This is a genomic window from Mycoplasmopsis synoviae ATCC 25204, from assembly GCF_000969765.1.
GTDB lineage: Bacteria > Bacillota_I > Bacilli_A > Mycoplasmatales > Metamycoplasmataceae > Mycoplasmopsis > Mycoplasmopsis synoviae.
The window spans coordinates 74,433-89,283 of sequence record NZ_CP011096.1 but is presented as its reverse complement, the minus strand read 5'-3'; the positions used below and the strand labels follow the sequence as shown (position 1 = coordinate 89,283).

Sequence of the window (14,851 nt, the reverse complement as noted above, 5' to 3'; positions counted from 1 at the left end):
TATTCTTTTTTTAATTTATTAAATTATTTTGTTGTTATTTTTTTCAAACTCCTTTAACTCGAATTTGTGTTTCAATTGTTAATTTGTTATTTTTTATTCCTAAAATTCAATTCATTAATAATTTTAACTGCTACCAACTGCGCCGGTAGCGTTCTCTACAATAAAATAATTAAAAATGGTAAAAAGCTGATTTTTCAGCTTTTTTACTTACTTTTTTTATACTTAGTTATGTTTTTTACAAAAATATTTAAATCAAAATTTAAAATATTTTCATCAATATAAATTAATAACAAATAAAAATTGGCTAAAACTTTTATTTTGTAATATTCGTCAAGATTTAAATTTTTATCAAATTCTTTTAAAAGATTTATTTCTTTATTTTTAGATAAATTTAAACTACTAATATAAGTTGCTATGTCAAAATATTTATTGTTTTTCGATAATAATTCATTGAACTGAAGCTTTGCTTTTTTATTATTAGTTTCAATTAATGAAAAATAAAATAATTTATTATGCGATAAAGTATCGGCATCAACACTTTTAAAATCTTTAATTATTTTGAGCATTAATTTTAAATCTAAATAATTTAATAATTTTTCTTTGTGTTTTAAAAATAATTTTTCAACAATTAACTTTAAAAAATATTTTTTAGGTTTTATTTTTAAACTTTGAAAATTTTTAATAAAGCTTGAAGCATTAAATTGCAAATGATTTATTTCATTTAAATTCTCAAAAATAATCATTTTATTATCTTCATAACTTACATTAACAAATAAATCAAATTTATTAAGCTTTTGATAATTTGATTTTAAATTTAAACCTTTAAATGATTGGCTTTTTAATTTAACTTTTTTATCATTAAGTGCATATAAATTAGGTAAAAAATTATCTTGAATAACTTTATTTTTATTTTTTATATAAGTTAAATATTTTTTTGAATATTCATGTTTATAGCTAAGATAATCGAAATGACTGCTTATATAAAAAATATCTTTTAAGTATTTTTCAGTAATGTTAAACACTTTTAAGATGTTTTCTTTACTGAATCCATTTTTGTGTAAATAAAACAAATCAAAACTTAAATAATTATTTCTAACTCATTCATAATCAATAAAATTTACTTCAAAATTTTTATTTACCAAAATGTCTTTAAATGATAAATCACCGTGTTGTAAAACTAATTTTTCATTTTTATATTTATCAACTAAAGACAAATATTTTTTATTATTTGTTTTATACAAATTTCAATCAAAGTTTTCTGTTTTAATTTTTAATTTTGAAAATTCTTTTAATTTTTCTAAAACTTTAATTTGAATTTTGTTAGTTAAATTAACTTTATTTAAATCTTTTCCATCAAATCATTTTTTTATTAAAAATCCATTTTTGTAATAAATGCTTTCTTTAGAATGTTTATAAATTTTTTCTTCAATTTTTCTATTTACCACAGTAAAATCGATAGGTATTTTTAATTGGTATCAACTATCATTAATTAAAACTTTATAAGTTATGTTATGAAAACCTTCATAATATAATTTGGCGTTAGTGATATTGAATTTTTCGCATATTTTATTTAAGTGAATAATGCTAGATTCACTTAAATTACTTTTATGTTTATTTAAAAGTTGATTTTTAATAAAAAGTTTTGACATTAATGTAATTATATTATTTAAGTTTTGATAATAAAATATAATAATACTTACTAAATAAATAAAATAATTTTTAGGAGTTTTTATCAAAAAGTTTAATCGTATTTTTATGATCGTAACAGACGGATTAGGAATTGGTCCAGATCGTGATCAAAAAGCATTTAAAGATGCAGGAGCTAATACTATTAGATCAGCTTCTGTTTCAGAAATGTTTCATATTGATAATTGAAAAAGATTAGGAATTTCAAATATTTCACAAATTCATAATCACCACCCTGTTAAAAAACCTCAAGCTTATGTTGCTAGAATTCAAGAAGTATCAAATGGAAAAGATACCCTAACAGGACACTGAGAAATGATGGGAATTAAAACCTTATCGCCGTTTCCAACATTTACTGAAAATGGTTTTCCTCAAGAATTAATTGATGAATTATCAAAAGCCTTTGATGGTAAAAAAATTGTAGGAAATAAATCTGCTTCAGGAACTGAAATAATAAATGAATTCGCTCAAGAAGAAAAATTAAATAATTCAATTATTGTTTATACCTCAATGGATTCAGTGCTTCAAATCTGTGGACATGAAACTTGAACTGGTCTAGATAATTTATATCGTTATGCTCAAGCAGCTAGAGATATTTGTTCATCACGTCCTGAGTGAAACGTTGGAAGAATTATCGCAAGACCTTATACTGGCGATGATGGTGCATATACAAGAACATTTAATCGTCATGATTATGCAATCAAACCAAAAGCTAATATTTTAAATAAACTAAAAGCTAAAAAAGTTAAAACTATAGCAGTTGGTAAAATTAACGATATTTTTGTAGGTCAAGGAATTACAGAAAGCATTAAAAGTGGATGCGATGAAACTGGAATGGATATTGTAATTGATCTAGCAAGTAAAAAAACAAAAAATGAATTTGTATTTTTAAATCTTGTTCAATTTGATTCGCATTTTGGACACCGTAGAGATGTTCATGGTTATGCAGATAATATTGCAAAATTTGACGTTAAATTAGGTAAATTATTAACAGTATTAAACGATGATGATTTACTGATAATAACCAGCGATCATGGTAACGATCCTTTATATCCGGGATTTAATCACACCAGAGAATTTCTTCCTGCTACAATTTATTCTAAGTCATTTAAATCACCTAAAGTTTTAAAAGATTTAGAAGGTCTTGGAACACTAGGAAATATTGTTGCAAAAAACTTTGGTGTTGATATGGTAATTGAAACTGGTGAAGATATTTTTGACCAATTAGTATAATGAACGAAATTAATTTAAAAAGAAAAGAATCAGAAATTTTAAATCTAATAGCTAACATTGTTGCTTTTGATTTACATAATGTAAATATTAGTGACGTTGTAGTTATGGATGTTAAGCTTTCTAATGATTTAAGTCATGTTAAAGTTTTTGTTGTCGTTGAATCTAACGTACAAAAAACTTTAATTGCTTTAAATAATTCAGCGCCAGCTGTTAAAAGAATATTATCTAAAACATTAACTTGAAGAAAAGTTCCAACAGTTACTTTTGTGCTTGATGCTCATACCGTGCAAACAGAAAAAATAGAAAAAATACTCCAAGAAATTAAAAACGATTAATAAAAAATGCAACATTGCATTTCCATATTGTAAGGTAAACCTTACTACTTACAATTTAATGAAATTGCCGATTTTAAAATCGGCTTTTTATTTTTTTTAAAATTTTATTTTTAAAAACCATAAAAAATTGTTTATAATTTTCATGGTTAATTTTAAATGCACCCAAAAGGGCATTCTCTTTCTTTTAGTAGTAATTTTTAATAAAAAAACTCCCAAAAATTTTTTTGAGAGCGATGACTTGAAAATTACAATGTATAAAAATGCAGTTTCAAATTGCATTTTTTATTTCACTTTGCTAATTAAAGATATCGCGGCAGTTTCAGACCTTAAAATTGTTTTTCCTAAATGAATTACTTTAAAATTAGCTTCTTTAAATTTTGCAATTTCATCACTAGAAAACCCGCCTTCAGATCCTATAGTTAATAACAAATCATTTTTTGTAAGTAAATTTAAATCAAAATTTTGATTGTCGCTTATTTCATGAGCCACTAGTTTTTGATTAACATAAAAATTTAATAAATCCTCAAATGATATTGGATCTTTTAAATTTGGGATTATGTTTCTAAAAGATTGTTCAGCAGCAAATTTAATTATTTTTTCAAATCTATTTTTTTTATTTTGAAATTGATTTAATAGTTTATGTTTTTGCGTGAATTGAGAATAAAATGGAACGATTTCAAAAACACCAAGTTCTGTTGCTTTTTCAATTAATCACTCAAATCTTTCAAATTTAATTAATCCAATTGCAAGGTAAATTTTATAATCAAGCTCATTATTGATTTCTTGCTTAGAAATAATTTTTGCTAAATTATTTTCTAGCTTACATTTATAAAATTCATTTTGATAATTAACTAAAAATTCTTCGCTACCAATTCTTAAAACTTTTAAATGTTTAAGAAGTTCATCTGAAAGTTCAAAGTAATTTGAATTAAGTTTTTTGTCACAAAAAAAGCGATGCATTAATATCCCATTGTTTCTTCGTAATCTTGAAGTGAACCTCTAAAAATAAAGCTTTCAAAATTTGGTTTCATTTCAAAAATTACGTTAGCACATTTATTAACAAAGGCTCTATTATATGTTGTAAAAACAACTCCGCCTTTGTATGCTTGAATTCCTTCAATTACTGAATCAATGCTTTCAGTATCAAGGTGATCTAAAGGTTGGTCAAAGATTAAAAAGTTAGATTCTAAAAGCATCATTCTAGAAAACATTAATCTAGCTTTTTCTCCTCCAGAAGTTACATTAACTTTTTTAAATACTGAATCTGAGCTAAAAAGCATTCTTCCTAAAAAACTTCTCATTCTAGCATCAGAAGCGTCTTTAGTTTCTTCTGTTGAATTTTCTAAAGGTCATTTTGAAATTCATTCAAGAATTGTTTCATCACCTTTAAAGTAGTTGCTATTTTCATTCGGGAAATAAGTATGTTTTATGGTTTGCCCTCAAGTAACTGTTCCTTCGGTTGGTTTTGTAACTCCAGAAATGATTTCTAAAAGCTTAGTTTTGGCAATGTCATCATTTGATAGAACAACCATTTTTTCACCAGGCATTAAAGTAAAGGTTACATCTTTAAATAAATAAACTCCAGCTTCGTTTTTATAGCTTAGATTTTCAACGTTAAGAATTTGTTTTCCATGGTCTCTATGCATTTCTCAACGAATAAATGGATATTTACGATTAGATGGTTTTATTTCATCTAATACTATTTTTTCTAAAGATTTCTTTCTAGAAGTAGCTTGTTTTGATTTAGAAGCATTAGCACTAAAACGTGCGATGAATTCTTTAAGTTTTTCCATTTGAGCTTCTTTTTTAAGGTTACTTTGTTTTTGAAGCTCTCTAGCTAATTCACTTGATTGTTTTCAGAAAGAATAATTACCTGTATATATTGTCGCTTGGTTATAGTCAATATCAACAGTGTGAGTACATATAGCATCTAAAAAGTCGCTATCGTGGCTAACTACTATTACAACATGAGGATATTCAATTAAAAAGTTTTCAAGTCATTTAATGCTTTTTAAATCAAGGTGGTTAGTTGGCTCATCCATTATTAAAATATCTGGATTACCAAATAAAGCTTTAGCAAGTAAAACTTTAATTTTTTCATTCGCAGTTAATTCTTTTAAAGTTAAATTTCACTTTTCTTCTGGGATAGATAAATCACTAAGAAGTTTTTGAGCATCGTTTTCAGCGGTTCATCCACCTAGCTCTCCGTATTTATCTTCGAGCTCTCCTGCTAAGGTGTAATCTTCTATAGTTGCATCTGGATTTGCATAAATTGCGTCTTTTTGTTCTTTGATTTTATATAAATCAGTGTTACCCATGATAACCACTTCAGTAACATTAAATTCATCATACATAGCATGATTTTGATTTAAAACTGATATACGTTTGTTTTTTTCTACAACAATATTTCCAGAAGTAGCTTCTACTTCTCCTGAAAGAATTTTTAGAAATGTTGACTTACCAGCACCATTGGCACCGATAATTCCATAGGTGTTTCCTTCAGTAAATTTTAAGTTAACATTTTCAAATAATGTTTTGTCGCTAAACGCCTTTTTTAAGCCTAATACTTGAATCATTTATTTAATTTTTATCCTTATTTTGAATCGTATTTTTAATTATATTAAAAATATATTTTTTTAGTTTTAAAATAATTTTTTTTGCTATAATAGTTTAGCTAAACGCGATAGCCCAGGTGGCGAAATAGGTAGACGCAAGGGACTTAAAATCCCTCGGTCGCAAGACCGTGCTGGTTCAAGTCCAGTCTTGGGCACCATTTGCGTCCTTAGCTCAGCAGGTAGAGCAAATGGCTTTTAACCATTGGGTCAGAGGTTCGAATCCTCTAGGACGTACCATTTCATTATATGATCAAAACAGGCCTTTATAAGCTTGTTTTTTATTTTCTTTTTTCCTGCGTTTCCAAGTTGTAATGAAGAAAAAAACGAATACACCTATAAATAAGGCGTATTCGTTTTTTGCGCTTTTAAATTACAATGATAGACCATCAACCGCATATTGAAAATCACTATATATTTTGTTTAATTCCTTATGTCCTGGGTCTAAATTATTCTTGATTTTACTTACAACTTTACCATTGACAGTCTTTGTTGTGATTGTTATAAGTTTCAATGCATCTATAAACATATTCATTGTGAGTTTTTGGATCTCTCCATTATCTTTATAAAATTTCTTTAATTTATAAATGCAATATTTCAAAACAATTAGAGACAAAAAGCATAAAAATACATGAGATTGAATATGCTCGTCTTTATAAACGTACATCGGTCTAACTTCGATTGCTGATTTTAAGGTTCTGAAACTTTCTTCCACTTTTCATTGTCTATTATATATTTCATTGGCTTCTTTTGAATTTATGTTTGTTATGTTCGTTTCAATCATATAAAAGCCATCTTCATTAGCCACTTTTTTAATTTTTTCAATATTTAATCTTCCGACTGTTTTAGCATCTACATCAATATACTTTTTCTTATATTCAGCAACCAAAGCACTTAATGGCAATTCACCGTTAATAGACTTTTTTTTCAATTTATTAATAAGATTTTGTCTTTTTATTTTGTCTAAAGTTTGTTTTGAAGGGCTAAAATAGACAAATTGTTTTCTAAAGGTATCGCTATATCTTTTTTTATTTTTGTTTTTAGCTCAAATAGATTCGACGAATCTAGATTTAGTAAAATACTCATTTTCTTGAACAAAGCCTTGTTCATTTACTATAAATGCTTTATCTTCTTTTCCAAGAATATCAATACGTTTCTGAAGTATATATTTATATCCTTTTTGTTCTAAATATCTTAAATTTGCATTTTGAATAATACCTTTATCAGCAACAATTATTATGTCTTTTGTTTTGTAAATTCTTTGCATTTCGATTAAAAATTTCACAAGAGTTTTAGAATCTGCAGTATTTCCTTTTAAAACTTTATAGTGAAAAGGAATACCATTATTATCAACTGCCATAGCCACAACAATTTGATCTTCATCATGCTTTCCATCTTTAGAAAAACCTCTTTGTTTCAAACCATCTCTTGAAAAACTTTGAAAATAAACAGTTGTATTATCAAAATGCATTAATTTTGCGTTTCTAGTTGTCAATTCTTGCATTTTGTTATAAATATTGACTAAAATTGCATTTTTATATTCTAAAAAAGTATCGAAATAGTTATAAATTGAAGATTTTTTTATATCTATCTTATGTAAAAAGTCATTTTTGTTTTTGTATTGACAAATATAACTTCTTGGTTGAATTATTCTTGTTGCAACAATAAATTCCAATACTTCTTCTAAAGATTTGTGTTTAGTTTTCGGTAATCCTTTAAATAAATCTAGTTCTTTAATTACTTTATAAATCAATTCAATACCAACGTTTTTTACATTTGTTTCGACAGATGTCGGGTTAAGCAATTGAAAAAATTTGGTTTTAACTTCAATTTTATCTTCTCCAACAGGAACCAATCTAGCAATTTGTTTTAAATCATCGATGTTTTGTAGAGAATATTTTTCTTTAATTTCTTCTCAATAACCTAATCCAACTAAATTACCAATCCCTTTACCGTATCCTTTTGATATTCCTAATGCAATGTAAATCCCTTTTGGGTTTTTTCTTTTATACAGAATGTAGTTACTCATATTTATATTATACATTATTATCATTGTAATCATTGTAAAAAATTAAAATAATTAAAAAATGTACTTATATACTATGTATATAAGTAATAAGGTAAAAGGTATAAAAAAGAGCTTCCAAACTTGGAAACTCAGGTTTTTTATTTTCTTTTTTTAAAAAAACTAGCAAATGCAGTTTAAAATTTAGAAATTTTTTGTATTAATTTTAAGATTTTGTCACTTGGTTTTAAGGTTAAATATCTTTTAGAATCATCTTTGTTTGGTTTATAGTGAACAATATTTTTTTGATGTGAAAATGCTGCAAATCCATCATAGCCGTGATACTTTCCAATTCCTGAAAGTCCAACTCCGCCAAAACCGAAATCTTTTTCTTCAACTTGTTGGATAACATCATTAATGCAACCACCTCCAAATTTAACATTTTCTAAAGCGTATTTAATGTTAGCTTTGTTGTTGCTAAATAAATATAAAGCAAGCGACTTTTTTCTAGACTTTATTTTAGCTATTAAATCTTTAAAGTCACTATATTCAACAAGCATTAATGCTGAACAAAATAATTCATAATCAAATTTAGGATCATTAAAACTTGTTTCTAAAATTTGAAAATCAAATTTTTGACTTTCATAATTATGTTTTAAATCAGGAAATTTTTTTAATACATTTTCAAAGTGTTGTTTTGTAATTATTTTAGAAATTAAATCTGAATTTTGAAATAGTTTTTGTCTTTGCTCTGATAAAACTTTTAGAAATTCATCTTTAACTTTTGAATGAATTGCAATGTAATTTGGCGCAATGCAAGTTTGACCTGAATTTAAATATTTGCTTCAGATTAATTTTCTTGCAGTTATTTTTAAATTAGCACTTTCATCAATTATTAAAGGATTGGTTCCACTTAATTCTAAAATTACTGGAATCATTTTGCTTGCAGCTTTTTCGTATAATATTTGTCCAACTTTTGTATTTCCAGTAAAAAATAAAAAATCAATTTTTTGTGTTTCTCAAAGTTTATCAACAGTTTCTTTACCACCTAGAAATACTTTGACATGTTTTGGATTAAATAACTTTTCACAAATTTTTTTAATTAATTCTGATGAATGACTTGAATATTCTGAAGGTTTAACTAAAAGCGTATTTCCAGCTGATAGTGCATTAATAATTGGAACAAATGTTAAGTAAAACGGATAGTTTCATGGCGTAATTATTAAAACCTGTCCATAAGGTTCAAATACTGTATATGTTCTTTTGTTTTTTAAAAAATCAAATAACTTAAACTTTTTAGAAAAAAGTTTTCCTGGATGGTTAACCACTTTATTTTTACTTCACTTTTTAAGGTTTTTAATATAAAGCTTTAGCTCTTTTAAGATTGGTCAAATTTCACTAACTTCAGCTTCAAAGTTATTTTTATTTAAATCTTTATGTAAAGCATCATAGATATCTTGTCTATGTTCTATTATTAGGTTTTTTAACTTTTTAAGATAAGAAATTCTTTGCTCTAATGATAAATTAATGTCACTTTTATTCATATTTCACTAAGTATACTTTATTAAGAATAATAAAAAACATGACAAATGTTATGTTGGTCATATTTGAAATGGTGCGAACGAATGGACTTGAACCATCGACCTCACGATTATCAGTCGTGTGCTCTAACCAGCTGAGCTACGCTCGCATATAAATGCATGCAATTGCATGCAAAATAAATTAACGTTTTGAGAATTGTCTTGCACGACGTGCAGCACGAAGTCCAGGTTTTTTACGTTCTTTTATACGAGCATCTCTTGTTAACATACCTTCAGCTTTTAGTTTTGTTCTGTAGTCAGGACTAGCATGTAATAATGCTCTAGCAATACCTAGTCTAATTGCTCCGGCTTGACCGTTTAGTCCTCCACCTTTAACATTTACAAAAGTATCAAATTTTTGGAAAGTTTCTGTTAAAACAAATGGTTGATTAGCGTCTTTTAAGTATAAATCTGATGTTAGATATTCTCTTGCAGGTCTTTTATTAATGTGAAATTCACCTTTACCAGGTCTAATAATAACTCTTGCAACTGAAGATTTTCTTCTTCCTAATCCTTTATATTCAACTGCTTGTGTCATTATTTAACTTCTAACCTTTCAGGATTTTGTGCTTGGTGTTTGTGTTTTGGTCCAGCATATACATAAAGATTTTTTCTTTGTTGATTTCCTAATTTTGTATGAGGGATCATTCCGCTAATTGCTTTTTCTAATAAAGCTGTAGGCTTTTCTTCACGTAATTTTTCTGCAGTTCTAGCTTTTAATCCACCAGGATATCCAGAGTGTGAATAATACACTTTATTTTTTTCTTTTTTTCCGGTTAATTTAACTTTTTCTGCGTTAATAATGATTACATTGTCGCCCATATCTGCATTAGGTGTAAATGTTGGCTTGGTTTTTCCTCTTAATACTGAAGCAACCAATGAAGCTAAACGTCCTAAAACTTGATTTTCGGCATCAACAACAAATCATTTTTTGTTTGAGTTTTCTTTATTAACTATGGTAGTTTGTCTCATGTTGATTCCTTTTTTGTATATTATTTTGATTGGTTTGTATGTTAATTTATAAAATACGTATAAGCTTATAAATTATAACAAAAAATTTAAAAAATATTCAAATTAATTTGTTTCGAAAAAATCGGACTCAAATGCTAATAAAAGGTTGTCTTTTTGACTATCATCTATAAATAAATTTTTAAATTTTGAAGTGTTGATTTTTATTATTTTTTCGGATAAATTGCAAAATAATAAGTATTTTTCGTTTTCAAAATTTAGATAAATTTTAAAATATTTTACTCCTAAAATATTAACATAAAGCGCTTTAATTTTTAAAGCGTTTTTGTTTTTTAATTTGCTTCTAAAAAAACCATTGTTTGAATAACTAAAAAGTAAGTTATTTGTGTGATTGTAAAGAAGTTTATGTGAAAATGTTTGAATGAATTCATTTTCATTTTTTGGATATAAATAAACAAATGAAAAATAATCAAAATTCATTATTGCAAGTTTACTAATTGTATTTATTTGGTTTAAATATTTGAAAATTTTAACTTGCTTAGATGAAAGAATATTTTTAGCATCATAAATTAAAGAAACTGAATTTTTCTTGCAATCAACAAAGTTTTTAATTAGTTTTCTAAAAGTTAAATGCTGCCCACGATAAAAATGATGATCAAAAGCTGATACTTTATAAAAGTTTTTAATTTTTATAATTGAAGATTCAATTCCATAAATTTCACATTTAAATTCTTTTTTAATGTTTTTTAAAAGCTTATTGATAATGTCAATTTTTTCATAGCTTTGGTAATTAACTATTTTTTTGAATTTATTATCGTCAAAAAGTGCAGTTGAATTTTCTATAAAGAAACCTTTTGGATTTCAATGATTGTAAAAAAGAATTATTTCTCTAAACAAGTTATATAAATCATCGTGAATAAAAAGAGAATTAATTTCAACTTCTTTTGTTAAAAAGAAATCCATTAGCATGTATTTGCTTTTTTTATACAAATCACTGCTTTTGATTTTTAAAAAGTTTTGAATGTTTTTTAAAACCTTTTCTTTTTTCTTGTAATCGATTGTAAAGTAAACATCAATGTTATTTTTTTTGCAAACATTGAAAAATCAATCAAAAGTTTTATATTTAATAATAATTAAAGCTAAATTTATATTTGCTTTTTCTTCAATTGAATGGTTTCATAAAAAGTCATATAAATCAGGAATTACAATTTTTAAATTCAAATAGCTTTGAACTAAAATCTTGTCAAGTAAATTTTTTAAGTAACTTCTTAATTGATTCCCAAAAAAGTTAACTTCTTTATTTTCTAAATTTGTTTTAGTTAAATTAATTTCTATATTTGAAAAATCTAAAAATACAAACTTATTTTTATCTTTAAGCTTGTCCAAATTTTTTGATGAGAAATACTTCAAATATATCATTAACTAAATCGCCTGTACTTTTGTATTTATTATCAATTTCTAAAAGTTCACTTACTATATCTTTTAATTTATTTATATTATATAGGTTATAAATATTTAGAAATTCAATTATTTTTTGAACTCTAAATTCATGGATTTTTAAATCTTTAGCTATTTCAAAGTTATTTTTGCCTTGCTGAAATAGATAATAAACCGAGCATGATAAATGTAAAAAATTAGCAATTTGAGCCAAAATAGTAATTACTGATTTATTTTGAGCTACTTCTTTTAGATATTTAGAATACAAATTGTAAAAGTTTCTCTCAGTTAAGGCATTTACAAACGCAAATTCAACACTTTCGGAATAATTAAAAATATTTTCATCAATTACTTCTTTAGTGATTTTATTTTCTTTAATTAAAACTTTGTCAAGTTCTTTGATTAGTATTTCTAAATTTTCTGTTGACTTTTCAATTAGATAATATATGTCCAAACTTTTAACTTGAGCATTTTTTGATTTTAAATAATCAATAATGTAATAAACTTTTTCTTTTTTTGTAAGTTTTTTAAATTCAAAAACTTTGTTTTTTGATTGCAGTTTTTCTAATAAATTATTTTTAGGAATAAAGTCTTGATAATTAACAAATAAAACTATTTTTTCATTATCATCGCTAAGCGTATTTATTAATTTTTCAACTTGTTTTTTATCTTTAAAATCAAAATCATTTACGAAGATTAATTCTTTTTCTTGAAATAAATCGTTTTGTGAGTAAACTTCATAAAAAAAGGCAAAATCTTTTTTGTAATAAATATTTGTAACTTTATAATCGGCGAATTGCTTTTTAATTTCTTCAATTTTTTTATTAATTAAATAATTTTCGCTGCCGTAAATTAAAATTTGATTCATTTTTAAAAATTTTAACAATATTTAACTTTTTTACCAAAAATAAATATTAAAAATAAAAGCAATGTTCATAATATTTCACTTTGATATATAAATTCTATTTTTGCTAAAACGCTAACTTTTGAAATTAAATTAACAATTTCTTCAAATCCTAAATACAAATAGTTTAATAGGAATTTGAATGGCATCAGGATTAAACTAGAAATTATTAAAACTTCAATTACTGGCGCCATAATAATTAATGAAAGCATTGATAAAAGCGAATTGTTTTTATTAAAAATAATAATTAAAATTTGACTAATTATTCAAATTAGAAAAAACGTTATAACTTTCTTTCAAATATCACTTAAAATAAAACTTTTTAAAAAATCATTTATTAAATAAATAAAAATTACAACTACAAATGAAAATCAAAAACCAAGTTTTAAAACATAATATTTATTAATTAAAATGACAAATAAAAAAGCTGAATAAATTTTTAAATAATTGTTATTTCATTTTTTAAATTTTTGAAACTTTTCAAAAACAAAACCAAAAAATATCATTAGTATACTTCTATAAACTGAAGGTGATTTTTTAACAAATAAAAAATAAATAAAAATTAAACTAAAGGCAATTATTTTTGAATTATCAATTTTCTTTGTAATTTTTGCAATTGATAAATAAATTAAAGAAAAATGAAAACCACTAATCACAACTAAATGAATAACGCCAATGTCATTTAAGTTTTTAAATAAATCATTTTTATCTTCAGCAGAATAACCGAAAATAATAGGTATGACATAATTTTTATAAACATGTTTCTGGCTTAAATAGTTAAAGAAAAAATACCGCAGATCATAACTTTTTCATTCATTAATTTTTAAATTTAAAATTTGAAATTTAACATTTTCAGATAAATAATATTGTGAATAATTGCTTTCTATTTTTTCAAGAACACCACTAACCTGAAAACTTTGATATAAATTTAAATTTTCTTTAGTTTTTAAAAGGTATTTATTAAAAAACAAATCTTTTGCAATTAAATAATTATTGTTTTTAGAAATAACTTTTAAGTTTAAATTAGCAATTTCTTTGTTTTCATATAAGTAAAAATTTTGCACTAAATTTTTAACTAAAATGCAGATCAAAATCACAAAAGTAATAGCAATTATTTTTCAATATTTTTTCTTTAAGAAAAATAAACTTATCAAAAATAAAATTAAGCCAGAAACTAAAAAATATAAATTTTTATTTTCAAAGAACAATAATAAAAAGCCAATTGTAAAAAATAAAATCAAATAAATTAATTCAGAATTAAAAACGTTTTTAATTTTTCAATCGTTTTTATTCCAACTGAAGAAATATTTAAAAGTTTTTCTCAAGTTACATTTACTGGATTTTTTTCTCTAAATTTAACAATAGCTTTAGCTTGCTTGCTAGATATTTTAAAAGCTATTAATTGGTTTTCTGATTTTAGATTTTTTCAATTGAGCTTGTAGTTTTTAAAAGGTATATAAACTTCAGATTTTTCAGGCGCTATTTCATCTAAATTAAAACTTGAAAAGTCAGCATAAGAATTAGCCTGCGCGTGGAAAAATAATTCCCGATAAGTAAGCGGTTTTAAGCTTTTGATATTTTTACCGTTTCTAACTGCGCCAGTTACATTATAAAAATAAACTTTATCGTTAAAGTTTTTACTAAGGCTGCTTTGATCGCTATTGAACATCAAAATTATTCCTAGCAAAATAATCGCAAGGCCAAAAACCAAACTAAGAAGTTTTCAATACTTTTTAATCACAATTTATAAATTAAATTTTTTAAATTTTGATCAAAAATAAAACTTTTAGGCTTTTAGTATAATTTTGCTGCATCGGTCAGTAGCTGCAGATGCAGAGGAAAGTCCGTGCTAGCACTACCTGCGATGGTAGTAGTGATCTTGCTAAATCTAATAAATTTAGGCTTTTTGACGACTAGTGCCACAGAGACGATAAATGTGAAACGGGTAAACTCCAAGAGCTAGAAACCCAAATTTTGGTAGGGGAATTCGAGTTTAATAACTGAATTAAACTCGAAAACTATTTTTTAATAGTTAGATAAATTACTGACAATTGAATTTCAATTACAGAACACGGCTTATAGATGCAATA

At 24.8% G+C, this 14,851-nt stretch carries 13 protein-coding genes, 3 tRNA genes and 1 other RNA gene; 5 read left to right on the top strand and 12 right to left on the bottom strand.

Annotated elements, in window-relative coordinates; genetic code table 4:
- Positions 1–203: 203 nt before the first annotated feature.
- Positions 204–1,649: a protein kinase family protein gene (locus VY93_RS00470; RefSeq protein ID WP_020003108.1), complete on the bottom strand. Its 1,446-nt coding sequence runs from the start codon at positions 1,647–1,649 to the stop codon at positions 204–206.
- Positions 1,650–1,731: 82 nt separating this feature from the next.
- Here VY93_RS00470 and VY93_RS00465 point away from each other — a divergent pair, with 82 nt between their 5' ends.
- Both VY93_RS00465 and rbfA read left to right on the top strand, forming a co-directional pair.
- Positions 1,732–2,919, top strand: coding sequence for a phosphopentomutase (locus VY93_RS00465; RefSeq protein WP_026365195.1), 1,188 nt, complete (start codon positions 1,732–1,734; stop codon positions 2,917–2,919).
- Positions 2,919–3,254 (top strand): 30S ribosome-binding factor RbfA, encoded by a 336-nt coding sequence (gene rbfA / locus VY93_RS00460; RefSeq protein WP_020003110.1) that lies wholly within the window; start codon positions 2,919–2,921, stop codon positions 3,252–3,254. Before VY93_RS00465 ends, rbfA begins: the two co-directional genes overlap by 1 nt.
- A gap of 282 nt (positions 3,255–3,536) precedes the next feature.
- Here the strand turns inward: rbfA and VY93_RS00455 are convergent, their stop codons facing one another.
- Complete coding sequence (locus VY93_RS00455; protein WP_020003111.1) at positions 3,537–4,214, bottom strand: 16S rRNA (uracil(1498)-N(3))-methyltransferase; 678 nt, start codon at positions 4,212–4,214, stop codon at positions 3,537–3,539.
- Positions 4,214–5,830 carry an ABC-F family ATP-binding cassette domain-containing protein gene (locus VY93_RS00450; RefSeq protein WP_011283244.1) on the bottom strand — a complete coding sequence of 539 codons (1,617 nt, stop codon included), beginning with the start codon at positions 5,828–5,830 and terminating at the stop codon, positions 4,214–4,216. Before VY93_RS00450 ends, VY93_RS00455 begins: the two co-directional genes overlap by 1 nt.
- Before the next feature lie 110 nt (positions 5,831–5,940).
- On the opposite strand from VY93_RS00450, the gene VY93_RS00445 reads away from it, so the two are divergent.
- Together VY93_RS00445 and VY93_RS00440 are read left to right on the top strand one after the other, a co-directional pair.
- Positions 5,941–6,027, top strand: a tRNA-Leu gene (locus VY93_RS00445).
- 3 nt (positions 6,028–6,030) lie between these two features.
- A tRNA-Lys gene (locus VY93_RS00440) sits at positions 6,031–6,106 on the top strand.
- A 133-nt stretch (positions 6,107–6,239) separates the two neighbouring features.
- Here the strand turns inward: VY93_RS00440 and VY93_RS03895 are convergent.
- The 9 genes from VY93_RS03895 to VY93_RS00390 all read right to left on the bottom strand — a co-directional run bounded on the left by VY93_RS03895 (position 6,240) and on the right by VY93_RS00390 (position 14,430).
- The gene (locus VY93_RS03895) at positions 6,240–7,928 is read right to left on the bottom strand and encodes an IS1634 family transposase (protein WP_082071141.1); all 1,689 of its coding nucleotides are present in this window, start codon (positions 7,926–7,928) and stop codon (positions 6,240–6,242) included.
- Between the two features lie 140 nt (positions 7,929–8,068).
- Positions 8,069–9,415 carry an aldehyde dehydrogenase family protein gene (locus VY93_RS00425; protein ID WP_020002796.1) on the bottom strand — a complete coding sequence of 449 codons (1,347 nt, stop codon included), beginning with the start codon at positions 9,413–9,415 and terminating at the stop codon, positions 8,069–8,071.
- Between the two features lie 69 nt (positions 9,416–9,484).
- Positions 9,485–9,561: transfer RNA gene (locus VY93_RS00420), tRNA-Ile, on the bottom strand.
- A gap of 32 nt (positions 9,562–9,593) precedes the next feature.
- Positions 9,594–9,989 (bottom strand): 30S ribosomal protein S9, encoded by a 396-nt coding sequence (rpsI, locus tag VY93_RS00415; RefSeq protein ID WP_011283241.1) that lies wholly within the window; start codon positions 9,987–9,989, stop codon positions 9,594–9,596.
- Positions 9,989–10,423 carry a 50S ribosomal protein L13 gene (gene rplM / locus VY93_RS00410; protein ID WP_020002795.1) on the bottom strand — a complete coding sequence of 145 codons (435 nt, stop codon included), beginning with the start codon at positions 10,421–10,423 and terminating at the stop codon, positions 9,989–9,991. Before rplM ends, rpsI begins: the two co-directional genes overlap by 1 nt.
- 102 nt (positions 10,424–10,525) lie before the next feature.
- A complete protein-coding gene (locus tag VY93_RS00405) occupies positions 10,526–11,806 on the bottom strand; it encodes a hypothetical protein (protein ID WP_223211464.1) in 1,281 nt (426 codons plus the stop codon).
- A complete protein-coding gene (gene holA, locus VY93_RS00400) occupies positions 11,793–12,725 on the bottom strand; it encodes a DNA polymerase III subunit delta (RefSeq protein ID WP_036434382.1) in 933 nt (310 codons plus the stop codon). The genes VY93_RS00405 and holA overlap by 14 nt, the downstream gene beginning before the upstream one ends.
- Before the next feature lie 11 nt (positions 12,726–12,736).
- Entirely contained in the window at positions 12,737–13,825 is a 1,089-nt protein-coding gene (locus VY93_RS00395) for a ComEC/Rec2 family competence protein (protein WP_223211463.1), read from the bottom strand.
- Positions 13,826–14,007: 182 nt separating this feature from the next.
- Positions 14,008–14,430, bottom strand: coding sequence for an MAG0490 family ComEA-like DNA-binding protein (locus VY93_RS00390; protein ID WP_020002791.1), 423 nt, complete (start codon positions 14,428–14,430; stop codon positions 14,008–14,010).
- Between the two features lie 140 nt (positions 14,431–14,570).
- Here VY93_RS00390 and rnpB point away from each other — a divergent pair.
- Positions 14,571–14,845: RNase P RNA component class B (gene rnpB, locus VY93_RS03890), an RNA gene on the top strand.
- Positions 14,846–14,851 lie beyond the last annotated feature (6 nt).